Below are 21,072 nucleotides of genomic sequence, written 5' to 3'. Positions count from 1 at the left end.
CCTCCCCGTTCGTTTCGTTTGTGCGGTCGGTTGACATTCATCAATCGAATTGCAGTCGACGCCCGGTGCTTGTGCTAAATTCGCGCCGTCGAGCCTCACGAGCGCGTCGACGAGTCACGAACAATATCACCGAGGAGGACACGATATGCGTTTCAATCGTTCCACACTGGCCAAGGGCCTGATTCTGGCCATGGCCGTGCCGTTCGGCGCCCAGGCCACCAATGGCTATATGTCGCATGGCTTCGGAACCAAGAGTAAGGGCATGGCCGGCGCGGGATCGGCCCTGCCACAGGACGCCATGATCTCGGCCTCGAACGTCGCCGGCGTGGTGTGGCTGAATGAGGCACGCCTGGATATCGGCGCTTCGCTATTCGTACCGCACCGTAGCTATACGCAGCATGCCTCAGAGTCCGGCATACCCGGCAATCCGCCGATTCCGATCGGCAGCGATGCCAATTTCACGGGGACCGTGGACAGTGACAAGGATTTTTTCCTGATCCCGCATTTTGCCTACAGCCGACCACTCGACGACGTCAGCGCCATTGGTGCCTCGCTCTACGGCAATGGCGGCATGAACACGACCTACCGCTCTGAGGATACGACCATGCGGCTGGGCACCTACGGCGGCGCCATGGCTCAGCCCTCGGATTCCAACACTGGTGTGGACCTCAGCCAACTGGCGCTGAATCTCAACTATTCACGCAAGCTGAACGACGATTTTTCGGTTGGCGCCGGACTGATCCTGGCTTACCAATCCTTCAAGGCCAAAGGTCTGTCGACGCTCGGCAGCCTGGCGGCCGATGGTAATCCCGACAATCTATCGAATCGCGGACGCGAAGGGGTCTTTGGTTGGGGACTTCAGGTCGGCGCGCTCTGGAAGCTCAATGAACGACTCTCGCTCGGCGCGGCCTATCAGACTCAGGTCGACTTCCAGCGCTTCGACAAATACTCGGATCTCTTCGCCGAGGATGGCGATCTGGATGCGCCGGCATTCGCCAACATCGGCCTGGCGTTCCAAGCACGCCCCGATCTGACGCTCGTCTTCGACATTCAGCACATCTGGTATGGCGACGTCGATGCGCTCAGCAACAACACGACGAACAACGTCATGCTGTGCATGCAGGGCTACACGGACCACTGCCTGGGCGGCAGCCAGGGCGTCGGGTTCGGCTGGCGTGACATGACCGTCTACAAGTTCGGCGTCCAATGGGCCATGCGCCCGGATCTGACGCTGCGCGCCGGCTATAGCTACGGCAAGCAGCCCGTTCCGTCCGATAGCGTGCTCTTCAACGTCATTGCACCCGCCGTCATCGAGCACCACTTCACGGCAGGACTGACCAAGGAGTTGAACAAGCGCACCGAGATCAATCTGGCGGCCATGTATGCACCGAAGAACGATCTGGATTGCGGCTGCTCGCTGCCGCTTTCTGGCGGCCCCGAATCCATCAATATCGCGATGGATCAATGGGAGCTGGAACTGAGCGTTGGTCTGCGCTTCTAACGCCTAGCGTCTGAAGGAGGCCCGCCTGGTTGGCTCCAGCGGGCCACTCACAACCCAAGGATGGCGCTTCTTCTGACGCTGAGCGTACTCAGCCCTGGCCGTGGAGTCGATTCATGGCCATCTGGAATTGCCCCTCGACAAGCTCGGGCAGCCGACGCTCGGCGTCATCGAGCGATTCGCGGATACGCGACTCGTCATCGCGCGAAGGACGGCCCAGGACATAGCCCGTGACCAGGGTCCGATCACCCGGATGAGCGATGCCGATGCGCAGACGCCAGAATTCACGCGCGCCAAGCGCCGCAATGCTGTCGCGCAGGCCATTGTGACCGGCATGTCCCCCGCCCTGCTTGATGCGCGCCACGCCGACCGGCAGGTCGAGTTCGTCGTGGGCGATCAGGATGCGCTCAGGGGGGATATCGAAATAACGTGCCACAGCCACGACGGACTGGCCACTGCGATTCATGTAGGTGGACGGCTTGAGCAGACGCACATCCTGGCCGGCGATACGCACGCGCGCCAGCTCACCGAGAAATTTCGGCTCGGCGCGAAAGGATTCATGCTGGGCATTGGCAATGGCCTCGACCCACCAGAAGCCGACATTGTGGCGCGTCGCCTCGTATTGGGCGCCTGGATTGCCCAGACCCACGATCAGTTGAATGCCCGCCTCAGCCATGGTGCTCGATCGAACTCAGGGATACGACGTTCGACCCCCAGGCCGCAGCCTGGGAGCCTGGATGGAAACACCACGCCATCAGGCAGCGGTTTCCTCGCCCTCGCCGTCATCCTCGCCGCCCGTGCGCGCGCCGTGGATTGCGACCACAGGCTCGTCCTGCTCGGGCGTATGCGCCAGAGCCACGCCCTCGGGCAGCGCGACCTCGGACAGATGCACGACCGAGCCGATTTCCAGCTCAGCCATATCGATGGCGATGAACTCGGGCAGATCCTTGGGCAGACAGACGATTTCCAGCTCGGTGAGGGTGTGAGCAACCACACCGCCGAGCTTGACGCCCTTGCAGGAGTCCTCGTTGAGGAAGTGCAGCGGCACCATCATCTTGATCTTCTCGTCCTGCGAGACGCGCATGAAATCGACATGCAGGACGAAGGGCTTGGCCGGATGGCGCTGCAAGTCCTTGAGCACGACCCGGGTCATCGCCTCGCCGATCTTGAGATCGAGCACATGCGAATAGAAGGCTTCATGCTCCAGATGCTTGAGCAGCTCGTTGTGCGACACCGTCACCATCTCAGGATCCTGGTGCGCACCATAGACGATGGCCGGAACCAGCCCCGTACGACGCAGGCGGCGGCTCGCACCCTTCCCGGCGCCCGTGCGCGGCTGTGCATTGACTTCGAAACTCACGCTCATTGGCGTTCTCCACTCATTCAGGATGACGATAAACGAATACGCCGGAATCCCGCGACCAGGATCCCGGCGCTCTGGCGGCGGACCAGGACGGCCCGCCGGGTCTAGCCTGGCCGGTCAATCGACGAACAGCGAACTGACCGACTCTTCGTTCGAGACGCGACGCATGGTCTCAGCCAACAGTTCGCCAATGCTCACTTGCCGGATCTTGCCGCAGGCCCGTGCCTGTTCGGTCAAGGGAATGGTATTGGTGACCACCAGTTCGTCGAGCACCGAGCCGGAGATGTTGTCGACCGCCGGCCCCGAGAGCACCGGATGCGTGCAGTAGGCCACCACCTTGCTCGCACCGTGATCCTTGAGTGCCTCAGCGGCGCGGCAGAGGGTGCCGGCCGTGTCGACCAGATCGTCGACCAGCACGCAGGAGCGCCCCGTGACGTCACCGATGATATTCATCACCTGCGCTTCGTTGGCACGCGGCCGACGCTTGTCGATGATGGCCAGATCCGCGTCATCGAGCCGCTTGGCCAGGGCACGGGCGCGCACCACGCCACCGACATCGGGCGAGACCACCATGAGATCGTCGTGCTTCTGACGCCAGACATCCCCGAGCAGCAGAGGCGAGGCATAGACGTTGTCGACCGGGATATCGAAGAAGCCCTGGATCTGGTCGGCATGCAGATCGACCGTCAGCACGCGGTCGGCGCCCGACTTACTGATCATCTTGGCCACCAGGCGCGCCGTGATCGGCACGCGCGCCGAGCGCGGGCGTCGATCCTGGCGTGCATAGCCAAAATAGGGCACGACCGCCGTGATGCGCTTGGCCGACGCCCAGCGCAGGGCATCGATCATCACCAGCAGTTCCATCAGATTGTCGTTGGTCGGCGCACAGGTCGGCTGGACCACGAAGACGTCACGACCACGGACGTTTTCCTGGATCTCGGCCATGACCTCGCCGTCGCTGAACTGGCCGACGACGGCCTTGCCGAGCGGAAGACTGAGATGAGCGGTGATTTCAGCCGACAGCCCCGGGTTGGCGTTCCCGGAGAAGACCATGAGTTGGCTTGCAGGCACGGGTGGATTCCTGTCTGCGCGAATGCGAGAAAAAACGGAAAATGGCTGGGGTGCCAGGATTCGAACCTGGGAATGCCGGGATCAAAACCCGGTGCCTTACCTCTTGGCGACACCCCAAAGGATATAACAGGCGTGAACGGTACGGGTGACGCTGGATGGCTCAGCCCTGGATCAGACGGCCCAGCACGGGCGAGCGATTGAGCCCTCTGGCGACGAAACCCTGCATTCGCGCCGGTGATCGACTGAATGCCTCCAGTGCGCGCGCTTCGTCGTCAAAAACGGCGAACACGCAGGCTCCAGTGCCTGTCAATCGACCACCACCCCAAGCAGAGAGCCAATCGAGCGCCGATTCGACTTCGGGATACTCGCGCCGCACGACAGGCAAGCAGTCGTTCGTGACATCCCCGCTTAGAAAGTCCGCTAGTGTGATGGGTCGCGAGTCGCGTGTCAATTCCGGATGACAAAAAACATCGCGCGTCGCCACCGAACAGGGCGGCACCAAGACCAGATACCAGGGTTCGGGCAGCTCGACCGGTTCCAGGCGCTCACCGACGCCCTCCCCCCAGGCCGCACGCCCGCGCACGAACACCGGCACGTCGGCCCCGAGCGGAAGCGCGATCGCCGACAATGCCTCCTCATCGAGTCCCGTGCCCCAGAGTTGATTCAGGGCGACCAGGGTGGTAGCGGCATCCGAGCTGCCGCCACCCAGCCCACCGCCCATGGGCAGGTGCTTCTCACAGCGGATGTCAGCCCCGAGCCGGCAGCCGGTGGCGCGCTGGAGCGCACGCGCGGCCCGCACCGTCAGATCATCGTCTTCGGCCACGCCCGCGATCGCATCGAGACGACGCACAGCGCCGTCCTCGCGCACATCGAACCACAGCCAGTCGCTGTGATCGATGAACTGAAAGACGGTCTGTAACTCGTGATAGCCGTCGGGACGTCGCCCGACGACACGCAGCATCAGATTCAGTTTGGCTGGGGCGGGCCAGGCACGCGCGCGATCCCGGTCGGTCATTTCAGTCGTTCACTCACTTGGATTGGATTCACTGTGCGATTCAGTCCGAGGACGCACCCTTGCGCTCAGACTCGCTGCGCGAGAGCCGATGACGCCCGACAACCTCTTGCAGATAGGCGTGCTCCGGATCGGCCTCAACGGCCTTGTCCCACACCGCCCAGGCGTCAGCGCGTCGACCCAGCGCCCAGAGCACTTCGCCCAGATGGGCAGCGATCTCGCCGTCCTGGAGCTGATCGTTGGCCTGCTGGAGATAGGCCAATGCCTGATCGAAATCGCCGAGACGATAATGGACCCAGCCCAGGCTGTCGAGGATCGCCGGTTCATCGGGCTTGAGCGCATGAGCGCGTTCGATGAGTTCGAGCGCCTCGGCGAATCGAGTGGTCTGGTCGGCGAGCGTATAGCCGAGTGCATTCAGCGCATCGGCATGTTCCGGATCGGCCTCGATGATCTGGCGCAGATCACGCTCGCCCAGTGCGATCTGGCCGTGCTTCATGGCATGCAGGCCGCGCGCATAGAGTAGCGTATCGTCGCCCGGAAAAGCGACGAGCGCCTCGTCGTAGACGGCTCGCGCATCATCGGGTCGGTCCACTTCGTCGAGGATTTCGGCCTCGACCATGAACAGCGCCATGGCATTGTCTGCCGATTGATCGCGCATCCGTTGCAGGATTTCACGCGCCTGTGCCACCTCGCCGCGCTTGGCGCGCAGAAAGGCCAAACGCACGCGCGCATCGTCGGCATTCGTCCCGCTGACTTTGGCATACCACGTCAGTGCGGTGGCGACATCCTCGGCCCGCTCGGCCGTCTGCCCCAGATAGAAGGCCGCTTCGTCCTGACGCTGTCCGGACTCGTAGAGCCGCCCGAAGTGCAGCCGGGCACCGGCCAGGTCTTCGAGCTGGAGCGAGAGGATGCCGACGGCGAAGAGCACGTCCGGCTCATTGGGATGATCGCGCAGCATCTGCTCGAAGACGGCGCGGGCGGTCGAAAACTCACGCTCATCGACTAGAAGCTGGCCATAGAGCATTTTGAGCGTCCGGTCGCCCGGATTTGATGCAACGAATCCTTCCAACAGCGTGCGTGCCTCAGCGTCTTTGTCATCGGCAAGCAGCAGGCGCACCAGGAACAACTGCGGGGCGCTCCAGTCCGGACGTCGTTCCATGGCCTGCCGTGCGGCGCGCTCGGCGACCGCGTTGTTCGATGCACTGGCCGCTATCATAGCCAGCGCCTGATAGGCATCGGCGCTCTCGGGGAAACGCTCGACCAGCCCCTCCATCATCGTGATGCGTGATTCCGGGGTCGGTAGACGCGCAATAATGGCAGCGGCCTTGGCAAAGGCCGTCTCGCCGCCCTCCCCCGATAGCTCGACCAGACGCTGGAGATGGATCAAGGCGCCCTCGTGATCCCCGGCCTTGATACGCAGGAAGGCGGCGACCTGATGGGCATCGGGCGTATTCGGCGCCAGCGTGAGCCACAGCGCCATGGCCTCACCGGCGGCCGCGTCGTTGTCATCGCTAATGGCCGCGCGCACCGCCAGCTCGGCCATGGCCGGCGAGCGGGTCAGCTCGGCGGCCTTGAAATAATGGGTAAAGGCGAGCGACATGTCGCCCCGACGACCGGCGACCTCGGCAACCAGGACGTGATAGATCTGATCCGGTGTCAGCCCCGCGATTGGTCGGGGTGCAACCGGTTTGGTGACGACCGGCGGACTCGCGGCGGCGGATGCCGGGGTCTCGGTCAGGGCCGAAACGGCGCCTGCCTGCAACCACAGAGCCAGACTGAGCGCGATGGAGATGGACTGAGAGCGCTGAACAAGCATGTTGAATCGTCCCAAGGATGAGCAACGGACATGAACGGCCGGGAAGCCAAGTATAGCCAAGTAGCCCGCGCGGACTGAAGCGACCGCGCGGGCATCATTTCGACAAAAAAATTGGTAACATTGCGCCGCGTCTCACCATCACTATTCAGAGCGACACGAATTCAATATGAAGCTGCTTGTCCTCGGACTCAACCACAAGACCGCCCCGGTCGACATCCGTGAGCGACTGGCCTTTGGTCCGGACATCATCGCCGGTGCGTTGCGTGACTTGACCGGGTGCGATGGCGTCCTCGAAGGGGTCATCCTCTCGACCTGCAACCGCACCGAACTCTATTGCGCCATCGAGGATGGCGCTGAGGAGACTCTAAGGCACTGGCTGAGCGGATTCCACGGCATCGAGCACGAACGGGTCGATCCCTTCCTCTATGCGCATGCCGACCGCAGTGCCGTCGTCCATCTGCTGCGCGTCTCCAGCGGACTGGATTCGCTGGTGCTCGGCGAGCCGCAGATCCTCGGCCAGGTCAAGACAGCCTATCAGACCGCCAACGACTGCTCGGCCACCGGCAAGCTGCTGGGGCGGTTGTTCCAGCATACCTTCTCGGTGTCCAAGACGGTACGCACCGAGACGGCGATCGGCGCCAATCCAGTGTCGGTGGCCTTTGCGGCTGTCAATCTGGCGCGCCAGATCTTCTCGGATCTCTCCAAGCAGACCGCGCTCCTGATCGGTGCCGGCGAGACGATCGAATTGGCCGCACGCCATCTGCATAACAACGGTATCGGGCGCATCATCGTCGCCAACCGCACCGTCGAGCGTGCCCATGATCTCGCCGCCCAGTTCGAGGGCTTCGCCATCTCGTTGACCGAGATCGCCAACCATCTGCCCGAGGCCGACATCGTCATCGCCTCCACGGCCAGCCCGCTGCCGGTGCTCGGCAAGGGGACGGTCGAGCGCGCGCTCAAGAAGCGCAAGCATCGCCCGATCTTCATGGTCGACATCGCGGTGCCGCGCGACATCGAGCCGGAAGTCGGCGAACTGAGCGACGTCTATCTCTATACGGTCGACGATCTGAAGAGCGTCATCGACGAGAGTCTGCGCTCACGTCAGGCCGCGGCCGTGCAGGCTGAGGAAATCATCGATTTCCACTCCGGCGAGTTCATGGCCTGGTTGCGTTCGCTCGATGCCGCCGGTCTGATCCAGGACTACCGCCAGCGCTCCGAGGAACTGCGCGACGAGGTGCTCGCGCGTGCACAGCGCCAGCTCGACGCCGGCAAGTCCCCGACTGAGGTGCTCAACTTCCTCGCCCACACGCTCACCAACAAGCTGCTGCATGCGCCCAGCTCGCGTCTGCGTCAGGCCGCGCGCGATGGGGATGCCGTCATCCTGGATGCAGCCAACGAGCTGTTTCAACTGGCTCCAGACCGGCTGCAATCCAACTCATGACCCCGTCGATTCGTGCCAAGCTGGAGCGCATCGCCGAGCGCTTCAGCGAGGTCATGGCGCTCCTGGCCGAACCTGAAACCCAGTCCAACCAGGGGCGTTTTCGCGATCTCAGCCGCGAATATGCCCAGCTCCAGCCACTGATGGAGTGCTACGGGCGCTACCAGGACGCGGAGCGTGATCTGGCGGCGGCCGAGGAGCTGCTCGCCGATCCCGAGATGGCCGCGCTGGCCCGTGACGAGATCGAGGCCGCGCGCGAACGGCTGGAGGCGCTGGAGCCGGAGCTGCAAACGCGGCTCATCCCGCCGGACCCCAACGATCAGTGCAACGCCTTCCTCGAAATCCGCGCCGGGACCGGCGGTGCTGAGGCGGCGCTGTTCGCCGGTGATCTGATGCGTATGTACATGCGTTACGCCGAACTCATCGGCTGGCGCACCGAACAGGTCTCAGCCAGCGAGGGCGAACTCGGCGGTTACAAGGAAGTCGTGATCCGCGTCAGCGGCAGCGGGGTGTATTCGCGGCTGAAGTTCGAGCCGGGCGCGCATCGCGTCCAGCGCGTGCCGGAAACCGAGTCGCAGGGCCGTATCCACACCTCGGCCTGTACCGTTGCGGTACTGCCCGAGGCCGAGTCGATCGATGCCATCGACATCAACTCCAATGATTTGCGCATCGATACCTATCGCTCGTCGGGGGCCGGTGGTCAGCACGTCAATAAGACCGATTCGGCCATCCGCATCACCCATCTGCCCAGCGGCATCGTGGTCGAGTGTCAGGAAGAGCGCTCGCAGCACAAGAACCGCGCCAAGGCGATGTCGCTGCTGCATGCCAAGCTGCTGGCGGGTGCGCGTGAGACGCAGGCCAGCGAGCAGTCCGAGTCGCGCAAGCTCCAGGTCGGCAGCGGAGATCGCTCCGAGCGCATCCGCACCTACAATTTTCCGCAGAACCGGCTGACCGATCATCGCATCAACCTCACGCTCTACAAGCTCGACGAAGTCATGACCGGACAGCTCGATCAGGTCGTCGAACCGCTGCTGAGCGAATATCGCGCTGAGCAACTGGCAGCGATGATGGATGCCTGAGACGGCGTCAGTCGGCACGTTGCACACTCGCACTGACGCCATCCTAGGCCGCGCGACAGCCGCGCTCGAAGCTCTGCCGCACGCAAGCCCGAGACTGGAAGCGGAACTATTGCTCACCGAGGCGACCGGCTGGACGCGCACCGCGCTGCTGGCCTGGCCGGAGCGTGCGCCGAGCGCCGAGGCCGTCGCGACCTTCGAGGCGCTGCTCGCGCGCCGGCTGGCTGGCGAGCCGATCGCCTATATTCGTGGTCGGCAGGCGTTCTGGACGCTCGAACTCCGGGTCACGCCCGACACACTTATCCCCCGTCCCGAAACTGAATTGTTGGTCGAGATCACGCTTGAGCGCCTCGACGCCCGGCGCCCATGGCAGCTCGCTGATCTCGGGACCGGCAGCGGTGCGATCGCGGCGGCTGTCGCGAGCGAACGGCCCGGCTGGTCGCTGATCGCGACCGACCGCTCGGCGCCGGCACTGGCGGTCGCGCGCGAGAATTTCTGGGCGCTGGGTCTGGAGCGGATTGCCTGTCTGCGGATGGACTGGCTCGCGGCTCTGGCTCCAGACAGCCTGGATGCCATCCTCAGCAACCCGCCCTATGTGGCCGGACACGACCCGCATCTCGACCGGGGTGATCTGCGCTTCGAGCCGCGTTCAGCACTCACGCCCGGCGGCGATGGCCTGCACGCCATCCGCACCATCGCGGCTGAGGCTGGACGCTGTCTGCGTCCCGGCGGACTGCTCGCCGTCGAGCATGGCTTCGATCAGGGCGCCGCGGCGCGCCAGATCCTGACGTCGGCTGGACTGCACGCAGTCGAGACCCAACCGGATCTGGCCGGACTGGACCGCGTCACCCTCGGCTATCGATAACGCTCAGCGCTCCGACTCGGCACGCGAAGTCTCGGCCATAAGCGCCGTCGCTGTTTCGCGAATCCAGTGCTCGACCTGCGTCGTGAGTGCATCGACCCCGCCCACACAATCCATCGGCGCGCCGATCACCAGCCGGATGCGCCCCGGTCGGCGCAGCAGCGAGCGCGCCGGCCAGCAGTCGCCGGCATTGTGGGCCACGGGCAGTACGCGCCGCCCGGCCTGACAGGCCAGACGCGCGCCACCGGCATTGAAGCGCCCGACTTGCCCCGGCGGCTGGCGCGTCCCCTCGGGATAGATCACCACGCTCACGCCCTGATCGAGCCGCTGCGTACCCACGCGCAACACGGTCTTGAGCGCATTGACCGGCTTGCCGCGATCGATGGCGATGGGTTCGAGCAGGGCCAGCGCCCAGCCAAAAAACGGCACCCACAGCAATTCGCGCTTGAGCACCGTAGCCTGCGGCGAGACCAGCAGTTGCAGATAGAAGGTCTCCCACTCACTTTGATGATTGGCCATGATGACCACCGGCTCATCCTGTGGCAGGTGTTCACGTCCCTCGACCTCGATCTCGATGCCATTGAGGTGACGCAACAGCCACATGGTCGCGCGCGTCCAGTGATTGACGAAATGATGGCGTTGCAGGCGTGTCTGAAAGGGCGCGAATGCCAGACTCAGCAGACTGTGCACGATGCCCATCAGATTGTAGAGGATGAAAAACAGCAGGCTGCGCAACCAGAGGCCCGGCGTAATATTGGTTTCTTTCATCATTCACCCAGCGAATATAGATCTTCCAAGCCAAGAGTTTAAACTGCTTGATTATTTCGGGTTCCGTATTAGCATAAAGACACTATGGACATCGACGACGACGAGCGCATCAAGCATCGCGAGATCGTGTTTCATCGGATTCACCCGAATCCGCATCAAGCGCGAACGGCGGCGCTGTTTTTGATCGAGGTGGACGGCATCCTCCATGCCGAACCGGCCTCGCCGTTCCTGTTGCATGTCCGCTACGACGTTCTCAAGACCACCTTGATCGAGATCGAGGATGCCTTGAGCGAACTGGGCCTGCACCTCGATACCGGCCTCTTCAACCGTCTGCGCCGCGCCCTGCACCACTACACCGAGGAGACCGTCCGCGCCAACAGCGGCCTCGCGCTCGACGAGCTCAACTCGACCCAGAAGCTGTTTGCCAAGCGCTATGCGCTGATCGAGCACGGCTGCCGCGACGAGCGCCCTGAGCACTGGCGCCGTTATCTCTAGCTCCCGGTCGCGCCGTACCGTCTCCGTCTTCCTCTCCGCGGGTTCCCGCCTCCTCTTCCAGCCATCGGCTTCGGGCTCAGGTTTGCGCCTGTCTGCAAGCGATCCGGTCGAAATTTCGAAAATCGGTACTATTTCACAGTACGCAAACATTGAAATGCTTAGACTCGGGCTCGAATGTACTGACGTGCCGCTAGGACAGAGTCACGAGTCCTGGAGCGGCCGAGCATAGGGGTTCGATGCAACCGAGACGAGCACTCGGGTGCCATGGATTTGAGGGCAGGACATGAAGACGCTAGAGGCGGCGGACGGTAGGTCAGGAGACGAACGCACCTGGTTGATTCCCGCCAGCGGGCTGGATGATTCGCCAGAGAGCCGGACGGTCCGCCTCCACGACGCACGTGAACGCAACCTGGAGGTCCGCGCCTACTATCGCGGCCAACAGCAGACGATCTCGCTCACGGATGTCATCTATTTGCGTGCGGATCAGAAATATGTGAGTGTCCGCCATCTGGATGGCGTGTTACTCGTCGACCGTTCACTACGGGCCTTCGAGCTCGACTTTCCGGATCTGCTGCTACGCATCCACCGCAACACCCTGGTCGCGCGTTCGCGTTTATGCGGACTCGACAAGCAGCCTGACGGCTCGACGCTCGCCCTCCTGACCGGCTGTGCGGACAGACCTGTCGTTAGCCGTCGTCATCTCAGCGACGTTCGATGCTGGCTGCGCGAGACGCGCGACTCGAACCACAGGCCGAACTGACACGCCGCGCGTGATAGACGGCATCAGGCCACTATCCCGGCGGCCGTTCACCCGATCGTCCGTGCCAGGCTCGCAGACCCGCCGACCCCGCCCAGTAGAGTGCCATCAGCAGCCCGATCCAGAGCGCGGCGAGCCAGCCGATGGTGCCGTCATAGTCACCCGCCAGGAAGGACAGTGGCGAGTCGTCATTGCCGTCGGTCAGCCGGCGGTTGACCTGGATCACCAGCACCCAGCCCGCGTGTAGTCCGATACACCAGCCGATGTGCCCAGTCTGCTCGCGCACCAGGGCCAGGAACAGCCCGACCATGAACAGCGCGACCAGTGAATCCAGATGCGACCACTGGAAGACATCGATGAAAACATGGGTGAACATCCACAGCGCCCCGGCCCCATCGAACGCCATCGATTCGGGCAAGGAACCCGGCTTCATGAAATGCAGCATGGCATAGAGCGCCGCACTCCAGAGCATGGCTGAACGCACGCCGTCACGCCGGCGGATCGCTGAATAGAGCGCGCCGCGAAAGAAGGTCTCTTCCAGCAGTCCGATCAGCAACCCGCCGATCAGCGCCTGCACGACACGCGCGGCACTCTGCGTCCAGAAATCCGGCGTCGGATCCGGCAGACGGACCCCCAGTTCAAGCAGGGCCAGCGCCAGCGCCAGCAGGATCAGCACCCCCAGCCCCCAGCCGCCGATGATCGCGCGCTTGATGACAGGCCAGCCCGGACCGAACCCAAGCGCCTCGCGATTGGCTAGCCCCTGCCAGCGCAGAAAAGGCCAGAGTCCGATCAGGATCAGCACCTGAGCCAGGCGGCTCATGACCCGATGCGGCTCGATCGCGATCCAGCCTGTCGCCATCAACGACGGCGTCAGCAGGGCGGCCAGGATCAGGCAGGCGAGCAGATAGACAAAGAACAATAGCGTGGTACGCATGCACTCAATCCGTTAGAGAGGCTCGACGCGGCTCGCTCATGCGCACATCAAGGCTCCAAACCCGTTGGCGGCGGCCCGAACAAGCCCTCGAAATCCCCGCTGTCGAGCAGACTGGAACCGCCTTGCTCAGGCAGGACGATCTCGCTCGGATCGCTCAGCGTCGTCGCTCCATCCAGCCCCCAGTTCACCAACTCGGGGAAGGCGATGATGAGGAACACCATGAACAGCTGGATGGCCAGGAAAGGGACCGCGCCCCAATAGATATCCGTCGTGCGCACACTCGGCGGCGCGACCGAGCGCAGATAGAAGAGCGCAAAGCCAAAGGGCGGATGCATGAAGCTGGTCTGCATGTTGACCCCGATCAGCACTCCGAACCACACCAGATCGATGCCGAGCTTCGCGGCCACAGGCGCCAGCAGCGGTAAGATGATGAACGAGATCTCGAAGAAATCGAGAAAAAAGGCCAGCAGAAACACCAGCAGATTGACGAAGATCAGAAAGCCGAGCACGCCACCGGGCAGCGAGGTCAGCAGGTGCTCGACCCAGAGATCACCGTCGACGCCGCGAAAGGTGAGACTGAAGACGCTCGCGCCGATCAGAATGAAGATCACGAAACTGGTGATGCGTGCGGTCGAGGCCATGGACTCGGTGAGCATCACGCGCTTGAGCCGACCCTTGAGACCGGCCAAAATCAGCGCGCCGACCGCGCCCATGGCTCCGCCCTCGGTCGGGGTCGCCCAGCCGATAAAGATCGTTCCGAGCACCAGAAAGATCAGCGCCAGCGGCGGGATGAGCGCCAGCACCACCCGTTTAACCAGGGCGCGGCCATGCAGGGTGCGCGCTTCCAGTGGCAGAGCCGGGGCGCGCTCGGGCCAGATCTGCGTATTGACGAAGACATAGAGCGCATAGAGTCCGGTCAGGATCAGTCCCGGCAACAGCGCGCCCTTGTACATATCGCCCACCGAGCGCCCGAGCACATCAGCCATCACGATCAGCACCAGCGAAGGCGGGATGATTTGCGCCAGCGTCCCGCTGGCCGCGATGACGCCCGTGGCCAAGCGCGGATGATAGCCATAGCGCAGCATGATCGGCAGCGAGATCAGGCCCATGGCGATGACGGTCGCCGCGACCACGCCGGTAGTCGCCGCCAGCAGCGCCCCGACAAAGACCGCCGCATAGGCCAGCCCGCCGCGCACCCCGCCGAAGATCTGACCCACGGTGTCGAGCAGTTCCTCGGCCAGCCCGCTGCGTTCCAGGATCAGACCCATAAAGGTGAAAAACGGGATCGCCAGCAGGATCTCGTTGCGCATGATGCCGAACACCCGATCCGGCAGGGCTTGCAGGAGTGCCGGGGTCAGCATCCCGAGTTCGATCCCGATCCAGCCGAACAGCATCCCAACAGCCGCCAGTGAGAAGGCAACCGGATAACCGATCAGCAGAAAGAGCACCAGCGCGGCGAACATCACCGGCGCCATATTCGCCACGAACCAGGCTGTCACTTCAATGTCCTCCGGTCGTCGCGGTGGGCAGCGGGCGGTGGCCGGTCAGGGCGGCAAGCCCCTTGATGATCTCGGAGACGCCCTGCAGGGCCAGCAGCGCAAAACCGATCGGGATGGCCAGCTTCATCGGCCACCAGATGAGTCCGCCCGGATTGATCGAGGATTCGTTCTGATGGAAGGCGATGAGGAAATAGCCCCAGGCGTCGACCAGGATCAGCAGACAGACTGGCACCAGGAATAGCAGTCCACCGAAGATCTCGACCAGTACCTGTCCGCGCGGCGGCAGGCGGTTGTAGAGGATATCGACCCGCACATGGCCGCGTTCCTGAAGCGTCAGGGGGGCGTAGAACAGAAAGATCAATCCGAACATGAACCACTGGCCCTCGATCATCGCGTTCGAGCCCCAGTCGAGCAGGTAGCGCAGCGTAGCCGTCAGGGCGCTGAGCAGCACGCTCAACAGCACCAGCCACAGCGTGATCTGACCGACACGACGATTGAGCCGGTCGATGAGAGCTGAGAAACCGAGTAAAAACTCCATAGATTCAGCGTAACTCCGGTGCTGGATGAGACGCGGCACAGACACGATTACGCCCCTCGGACTTGGCGCGATAGAGCGCCTCGTCGGCGCGTGCCAGAAGCAGGCTTGGACTGTCGCTCGGCGGGCGGGTGGCGGCCACGCCGATGCTGACGGTCACATGATCGGCGGCTCCCGAATAGTCATGCGGGATGCGCAAGGCGCTCACGGCCGCCCGGCAGGCATCGGCCAGGGTCAGCGCCCCCTCAGCGTCGGTATCGGGCAGGAGCAACACGAACTCCTCACCACCATAGCGTGCCACCACATCAGCCGGACGTTGCAGACGTGTGCGCAGTGCATCAGCGACCCGCCGCAGACACTCGTCGCCACGACCATGCCCATAATGATCGTTGTAAGGTTTGAACGAGTCGACGTCGAGCATGGCGACGGCCAGCGACGTTCCCTCACGCGCGGCACGCGCCCATTCCTGTTGCAACCATTCATCGAAACGGCGCCGATTGGGGATATGGGTCAGACCATCGAGCGAGGCGAGACTGTCGAGCAGATCGGTCTTGCGCTTGAGATTGACATGGGTGCGCACGCGCGCGCGCACGATCGGCAGATGGAAGGGTTTGGTGATGTAGTCGACCGCCCCCAGGCTCAGCCCGTGCGCCTCCTCCTCGGCCTCGTTCTTGGCGGTGACAAAGATGACCGGAATGGCGCTGGTGCGCGGATCGTCCCTCAGGCGTCGACAGACCTCATACCCATCCATGCCGGGCATCATGACGTCCAGCAGGATGAGATCCGGTGGCGGATCGGCCACCGCGACCTCCAGGGCCTTGACCCCGCTGGTGGCGACCCGGACCCGATAGTCGGACTTGAGCGTGTCGGCCAGAACACGAATGTTGGCCGGCATATCGTCGACGATCAGAACCGATGGCAACAGGTCTTCGGAGTCTGGACTGGACATCAGGATTCCGGCTTGCTCAGTAGACGTGACAGACAGTCGATCTCGGCTAGGGCCGTATCATAATCGAAAGACTCGATGGCCATCCCAAGCCGAGACAGTTGCTCACGGATGTGGGGCCTATCACCGAGCCGTTCACTCAGTCCATCGAGCAGGCTTGCATCGACCAGATCCTGTTGTTCGAGCAACCGTCGCAGAGGCGCGAGATACTCCAGCGTCGTCTGGATCGACGCTGACGCCTCGCGTTGCGGCGCACTCGGAACGCGCGTGGGAGCCAACCAGCGCCGCAGAACCTCGATCAATAATTCGAGGATGATCGGTTTGCTCAGATGATCGTTCATCCCGGCCGCCAGACAGCGTTCACGATCCTCGGACAAAGCGGCCGCCGTCAAGGCGATGATGGGCAAGCGCGGATGCCAGGCACGAATCGCGCGCGTGGCGCTCAGACCATCCATGACGGGCATCTGCACGTCCATCAGCACCGCCTCGAAGTCCTGACGCCCCACGAGCTCGACCGCCTGCTGGCCGTCGTTGGCCGTCGTCACCCGGCACCCGATCCGCTCCAGTAGATCGCGTGCCACCTGCTGATTGGTGACATTGTCCTCGACCAGCAGCAGGCGCGCGCCGCGCAAAGGGGCGATCTCGGCCGCGAGATCGCGTGCTGGGCGCTCCGTGGGCAGCGTGTAATCGCCGACGAGATCCACGATGGCATCGAAGAGCGCGGAGGGCGTAACGGGCTTGGCCAGCAGGCGCATCCCAGCGTTCGGCCCGGACTCGGCGAGCAGCCGTTCGCGCTCGGTCACGGTCACCATCCAGATGGCTGGACAGGGTGGATCACCGAAGGTTGGGGATGGCGGCTCGACAGCGCGCTCGGGATGACGGTCGAGCAACACCCAGTCGAACGGCTCGCGCCGACTGTCGGCGACCGCCGACAGGATCGCGCGCGCCTGAGCCAGCGAACGCGCCTCGGCGATCTCCATCCCCCAGGCCTCCAGGGTCGCGCGCGGCGCGCGGCGCGCGAGACAATTCTCGGCGACGATGAGCACACGGCGCCGCCCCAGCACGCGGGGCGGCGAACCGATGCGTTCCAGTTGGGATTCGGAGATCAGAAAATCGGCCTTGAACCGGAAGATACTGCCGATCCCGATCCGACTCCTGACACGGATATCCCCCCCCATGAGTCGCGCCAGTTGACGCGAGATAGACAACCCCAGCCCCGTGCCGCCATAACGGCGTGTAATGGAACAATCGGCCTGGGTGAAGGATTGGAAGAGCCGCTCAACACTGGCCTGGTCCATGCCGATGCCGGTATCACGCACACTGAAGGCCAACTGGATACGCCCAGCCCCTTCGTGCAACGCGCGAATGCGTAATTCGATGAAGCCGCGCTCAGTGAACTTCACGGCGTTACCGACCAGATTGTTCAGCACCTGTCCCAGACGCATGGGGTCGCCGCGCAGGATCTGCGGGGTGCGCGGATCGAGATGATAGTAGAGCGCCAGCCCCTTGGATTCGGCGGCCAGCGAGAAGAGTGCCGTGAGCTGATCGAGTACCGCCTCGATCCTGAAATCGACGATGTCGAGCTGGATCTGACCGGCCTCGATCTTGGAATAGTCGAGCACGTCGTTGAGGATGCGCAGCAAGGCATCCGAGCCCTGACGGATCTTGTTCATGTAGTCGCGCTGGCGCGAGTCGAGCTTGGAGTCGAGCAGCAGTTGACCAAGGCCAATGATGGCATTGAGCGGGGTGCGGATCTCATGGCTCATGTTGGCCAGGAATTCGCTCTTGGCCCGATTAGCGATCTCGGCCGTTTCCATGGCCCGACGCATGGCCGACTCGCTGGACTTGCGCTCGGTCAGATCGAGGATATGGACGACCATGTAGGAGAGCGCGCCCCGCTCATCCCTAACGACCGAGGCGCTCAGCATGACGGGAATCGGATGCCCATGGCGGTGCAGATAGCGTTTCTCGAACTGAATCTGGTCGGTCGCGCCCGAGACGAGCCGGTCCAGATAGACCAGATCGGCGGCCAGGTCGTCGGGGTGCGAGATCGACTGAAAATTCAGCGCCAGCAGCTCGGATTCACAATAGCCAAGGATACGGCACAGCGCCTGATTGACCTGCAGCCAGTGCCCATCGGGCGCAACCAGTGCCATTCCGTGCGGGGCGATCTCGAAGGCGGCCCGAAACGTGGCCTCGCTACGGCGTAAACGCTCCTCGGCTAGACATGACTCGTTGATGTCGCGGTAGATGGCATAGAACATCTGCCGCCCGTCGACTGGCAACACCTGCACCGAGACATGGACATGGCGGATGTTTCCATCCCGGCAGCGATGACGGGTCTCGAAGTCATCATATCCCTGTATCAGCAGCGTCTGGATATGACGCTGCACATCCTCCAGATCCTCGCTTGCTTCATAGTCGGCGATGCGCAGACGCGCGAACTCCTCGGCACTGTAGCCGAGCTGTTCGTGCGCCGCGCGATTGAACTCCAGGGGCTGCATGGTCTCGGGATCGATAATGACGATCCCCAGGGGCGCCAGCTCGAAAAGCGCGCGCAGGCGTGCCTCAGAGCTGGGTGTATCACTGTTGCCAGCAGAATAGTCTTTCACGGATGGCCGGCCTGCCAAGAATTCATCGCTGCGTGCTCTTTAGGAATCCGTCAGCACGGCCCGGCAGGCGAAGGGCATCTCGGGTTCGGCGCGTTTGGCCGATCCCTTGCCTCGGGCCTTGCCGCTCAACACCTCGTCGCTCAGCCACCAGGCCAGATCCTCGCCGCAGCCCTCGCCGGGCGGGACAGGTGACTGAGATTGGCAGCTCGGACTGTCGGCGGGACAGGTCAGACGCACATGGAAGTGCGCATCGTGCCCCCACCAGGGACGGACCTTGCGCAACCAGGTACGATCGCCGCGTGCGCTCTGGCAGAGTTCCTGTTTGATTGCGGCGTTGACAAAGATGCGATCGACGCGCGGGTTCCGTGCCGCCGACTCAATCAGAGCCAATTGACCCGGTCCCCACGACTGACTCACCCGGCGCCCACCCGGAGCGACCATGCTGCGCGGATCGGAACGATTGTCCATCAACTGCCGGGCCGCCGTCGGCGAGTTGGCCAGCGTGAACCAGACATCCACATCCAGCCCGTTCTGATGACTGCGGTGCGAGGACGACATGCGCCCGCCGCGCGGCTGGCTGAGATCACCGATCATGACGAACTGACCACCGCGCTGTTGCTGCGTGCCTCCCAGGTCATTGACGAAACGGATCAGATCCGGATGGCCGTAATAGCGATTGCGATAGCGGCGGATGCTGACATAGCCGGGACCGGTCTCGGGCAGGGCGTCAGCCCCGCCGATACAGCCATTGGCCGCGCCGCCGATGACTTGCGTCATACCGGACGACGGGCGTTGGACCTCGCCCCAGGGCGTAGCCAGCAGCGGTGCGCTCAGCAGACACAAGGTCACAATCAAACTGAGTCTGACGGGAACCTGTGAACCTGTGCGGTGGTGACTGAAAACAGACATCTCGGCGCCCTCCCCCATTACATCGGAAATCCGCCCGGCGGCATCCCACCCGGAGGAAAGCCACCGCCCGGCGGCAGCATCCCCGGCGGCAGTCGCCCTTGCAGCGAACGCATCATCTTGGCCATGCCGCCGCCTTTCATCTTCTTCATCATCTTTTGCATCTGCATGAACTGCTTGAGCAGCTGATTGACGTCCTGCACCTGGGTGCCCGAGCCGGCGGCAATCCGGCGCTTGCGCGAACCCTTGATGACGGCCGGAAACTGGCGCTCGTGCGGCGTCATCGAATTGATGATAGCCACCAGCTTGCCCATCTCCTTGTCGCTGGCCTTGTTCTTGACGTGGTCCGGGATCTGGTTCATGCCGGGGAGCTTTTCCATCAGGCTCATCATGCCCCCCATCTTGTTCATCTGCTCCAACTGCTCCTTGAAGTCGGCCAGATCGAAGTCCTTGCCTTTTTTGAGCTTCTTGACCAGCTTCTCGGCCTGATCCTTGTCGACCTTGGCCTGAACCTCCTCGACCAGCGACACCACGTCACCCATGCCGAGGATACGTGAGGCCACGCGGTCAGGATGAAAGGGTTCGAGCGCCGTGGTGCGCTCGCCGGTGCCGAGGAACTTGATCGGCTTGCCGGTGATCTGGCGGATCGAGAGTGCCGCGCCGCCGCGCGCGTCACCGTCGGTTTTGGTCAGGATGACACCGGTCAGCGGGAGCGCCTCGTCGAAGGCCTTGGCGGTGTTGGCGGCATCCTGACCGGTCATGGAGTCGACCACGAACAGGGTCTCGACCGGTTTGATGGCGGCGTGGATGAGTTTGATCTCATCCATCATCTCAGCGTCAACGTGCAGCCGGCCGGCGGTGTCGACGATCAGCACGTCCTTGAAGCGCTTGCGGGCCGTTTCGAGCGCGCGCTGGGCGATATGCAGCGGGTCTTCGTCACCCTGGCTGGGACAAAACTCGGCGCCGACCTCACCGGCGACGGTGCGCAGTTGTTCGATGGCCGCCGGACGATAGACGTCGCAACTGACCACCATCACGGATTTTTTTTGCTTCTCCTGCAACCAGCGTGCGAGCTTGGCGACACTGGTGGTCTTACCCGAGCCTTGCAGACCGGCCATGAGGATGACCGCTGGCGGCTGGGCGGCGAGATCCAGCTGCTCGTTGGCCGCGCCCATGATCTTGACCAGTTCGTCATTGACGATTTTGATCAGCACCTGGCCAGGCGTCAGGCTTTTGGTCACCGCCTCGCCGAGCGCCTGCTCGCGGATGTCCTCGATGAACTGGCGCACCACCGGCAGCGCGACATCGGCTTCCAGAAGGGCCATACGCACTTCGCGCAGGGTGTCCTTGATGTTGTCATCGGTCAGACGACCCTGACCGCGCAAATTGGTCAGGACCGTTTCGAAGCGATCCTGGAGATTTTCGAACATGATCGAACCTCGATCCGGGCGTCCCGCGCGAGACACCCTTGGCTAGCGTGAGTG

The 21,072-nt window shown here is 63.3% G+C and carries 19 protein-coding genes and 1 tRNA gene; 6 read left to right on the top strand and 14 right to left on the bottom strand.

The genetic code is table 11. The features are described 5' to 3' along the window. Positions 1-145 precede the first annotated feature (145 nt). The gene (locus GJ668_RS09700) at positions 146-1,501 is read left to right on the top strand and encodes an OmpP1/FadL family transporter (protein ID WP_155449954.1); all 1,356 of its coding nucleotides are present in this window, start codon (positions 146-148) and stop codon (positions 1,499-1,501) included. Between the two features lie 88 nt (positions 1,502-1,589). Here GJ668_RS09700 and pth read toward each other — a convergent pair whose 3' ends face one another. From pth to GJ668_RS09670, 6 genes are all read right to left on the bottom strand, one after another. Beyond that, positions 1,590-2,174, bottom strand: a complete 585-nt coding sequence (pth, locus tag GJ668_RS09695; protein WP_155449953.1) for an aminoacyl-tRNA hydrolase — start codon at positions 2,172-2,174, stop codon at positions 1,590-1,592. A gap of 78 nt (positions 2,175-2,252) precedes the next feature. Next, positions 2,253-2,864: a 50S ribosomal protein L25/general stress protein Ctc gene (locus tag GJ668_RS09690; protein ID WP_155449952.1), complete on the bottom strand. Its 612-nt coding sequence runs from the start codon at positions 2,862-2,864 to the stop codon at positions 2,253-2,255. A 114-nt stretch (positions 2,865-2,978) separates the two neighbouring features. After that, a complete protein-coding gene (locus tag GJ668_RS09685) occupies positions 2,979-3,932 on the bottom strand; it encodes a ribose-phosphate diphosphokinase (protein ID WP_343032200.1) in 954 nt (317 codons plus the stop codon). Positions 3,933-3,974: 42 nt separating this feature from the next. Next, positions 3,975-4,049, bottom strand: a tRNA-Gln gene (locus GJ668_RS09680). Positions 4,050-4,092: 43 nt separating this feature from the next. After that, positions 4,093-4,947, bottom strand: a complete 855-nt coding sequence (ispE, locus tag GJ668_RS09675; protein WP_155449951.1) for a 4-(cytidine 5'-diphospho)-2-C-methyl-D-erythritol kinase — start codon at positions 4,945-4,947, stop codon at positions 4,093-4,095. A 40-nt stretch (positions 4,948-4,987) separates the two neighbouring features. Further along, positions 4,988-6,760, bottom strand: a complete 1,773-nt coding sequence (locus tag GJ668_RS09670; protein WP_155449950.1) for a tetratricopeptide repeat protein — start codon at positions 6,758-6,760, stop codon at positions 4,988-4,990. 166 nt (positions 6,761-6,926) lie between these two features. Between GJ668_RS09670 and hemA the strand changes: the two genes are divergently transcribed. From hemA to prmC, 3 genes are read left to right on the top strand one after another with little or no spacing between them, the layout of a single operon-like run. Beyond that, positions 6,927-8,201, top strand: coding sequence for a glutamyl-tRNA reductase (hemA, locus tag GJ668_RS09665; RefSeq protein ID WP_155449949.1), 1,275 nt, complete (start codon positions 6,927-6,929; stop codon positions 8,199-8,201). After that, positions 8,198-9,277 (top strand): peptide chain release factor 1, encoded by a 1,080-nt coding sequence (gene prfA / locus GJ668_RS09660; RefSeq protein WP_155449948.1) that lies wholly within the window; start codon positions 8,198-8,200, stop codon positions 9,275-9,277. The genes hemA and prfA overlap by 4 nt, the downstream gene beginning before the upstream one ends. Continuing rightward, the gene (gene prmC, locus GJ668_RS09655) at positions 9,270-10,139 is read left to right on the top strand and encodes a peptide chain release factor N(5)-glutamine methyltransferase (RefSeq protein ID WP_155449947.1); all 870 of its coding nucleotides are present in this window, start codon (positions 9,270-9,272) and stop codon (positions 10,137-10,139) included. Before prfA ends, prmC begins: the two co-directional genes overlap by 8 nt. A gap of 3 nt (positions 10,140-10,142) precedes the next feature. Here the strand turns inward: prmC and GJ668_RS09650 are convergent, their stop codons facing one another. Further along, entirely contained in the window at positions 10,143-10,907 is a 765-nt protein-coding gene (locus GJ668_RS09650) for a lysophospholipid acyltransferase family protein (protein WP_246194766.1), read from the bottom strand. A gap of 81 nt (positions 10,908-10,988) precedes the next feature. Between GJ668_RS09650 and GJ668_RS09645 the strand changes: the two genes are divergently transcribed. Together GJ668_RS09645 and GJ668_RS09640 are read left to right on the top strand one after the other, a co-directional pair. Beyond that, positions 10,989-11,399, top strand: a complete 411-nt coding sequence (locus GJ668_RS09645) for a hypothetical protein (RefSeq protein WP_155449945.1) — start codon at positions 10,989-10,991, stop codon at positions 11,397-11,399. Between the two features lie 283 nt (positions 11,400-11,682). Continuing rightward, positions 11,683-12,159 carry a LytTR family DNA-binding domain-containing protein gene (locus tag GJ668_RS09640; RefSeq protein WP_155449944.1) on the top strand — a complete coding sequence of 159 codons (477 nt, stop codon included), beginning with the start codon at positions 11,683-11,685 and terminating at the stop codon, positions 12,157-12,159. Between the two features lie 31 nt (positions 12,160-12,190). Here GJ668_RS09640 and GJ668_RS09635 read toward each other — a convergent pair whose 3' ends face one another. The 7 genes from GJ668_RS09635 to ffh all read right to left on the bottom strand — a co-directional run bounded on the left by GJ668_RS09635 (position 12,191) and on the right by ffh (position 21,018). After that, positions 12,191-13,090: a CPBP family intramembrane glutamic endopeptidase gene (locus GJ668_RS09635; RefSeq protein ID WP_155449943.1), complete on the bottom strand. Its 900-nt coding sequence runs from the start codon at positions 13,088-13,090 to the stop codon at positions 12,191-12,193. A 47-nt stretch (positions 13,091-13,137) separates the two neighbouring features. Further along, positions 13,138-14,589 carry a TRAP transporter large permease subunit gene (locus GJ668_RS09630; RefSeq protein ID WP_186343008.1) on the bottom strand — a complete coding sequence of 484 codons (1,452 nt, stop codon included), beginning with the start codon at positions 14,587-14,589 and terminating at the stop codon, positions 13,138-13,140. Between the two features lies 1 nt (position 14,590). Continuing rightward, positions 14,591-15,127: a TRAP transporter small permease subunit gene (locus tag GJ668_RS09625; protein ID WP_155449942.1), complete on the bottom strand. Its 537-nt coding sequence runs from the start codon at positions 15,125-15,127 to the stop codon at positions 14,591-14,593. Positions 15,128-15,131: 4 nt separating this feature from the next. Continuing rightward, on the bottom strand, positions 15,132-16,073 hold the full coding sequence (locus tag GJ668_RS09620; RefSeq protein ID WP_155449941.1) for a diguanylate cyclase domain-containing protein: 942 nt from the start codon (positions 16,071-16,073) through the stop codon (positions 15,132-15,134). After that, positions 16,073-18,682 (bottom strand): PAS domain S-box protein, encoded by a 2,610-nt coding sequence (locus GJ668_RS09615; RefSeq protein ID WP_186343007.1) that lies wholly within the window; start codon positions 18,680-18,682, stop codon positions 16,073-16,075. Before GJ668_RS09615 ends, GJ668_RS09620 begins: the two co-directional genes overlap by 1 nt. 39 nt (positions 18,683-18,721) lie before the next feature. Further along, positions 18,722-19,531 carry a penicillin-insensitive murein endopeptidase gene (gene mepA / locus GJ668_RS09610; RefSeq protein WP_343032201.1) on the bottom strand — a complete coding sequence of 270 codons (810 nt, stop codon included), beginning with the start codon at positions 19,529-19,531 and terminating at the stop codon, positions 18,722-18,724. A gap of 77 nt (positions 19,532-19,608) precedes the next feature. After that, entirely contained in the window at positions 19,609-21,018 is a 1,410-nt protein-coding gene (gene ffh, locus GJ668_RS09605; RefSeq protein ID WP_155449938.1) for a signal recognition particle protein, read from the bottom strand. Positions 21,019-21,072 lie beyond the last annotated feature (54 nt).

It is taken from the genome of Allochromatium palmeri (assembly GCF_009720725.1).
Classification (GTDB): domain Bacteria; phylum Pseudomonadota; class Gammaproteobacteria; order Chromatiales; family Chromatiaceae; genus Thermochromatium; species Thermochromatium palmeri.
The sequence above is the reverse complement of the archived record's forward strand: the minus strand, read 5'-3'. Positions and strand labels throughout refer to the sequence as shown.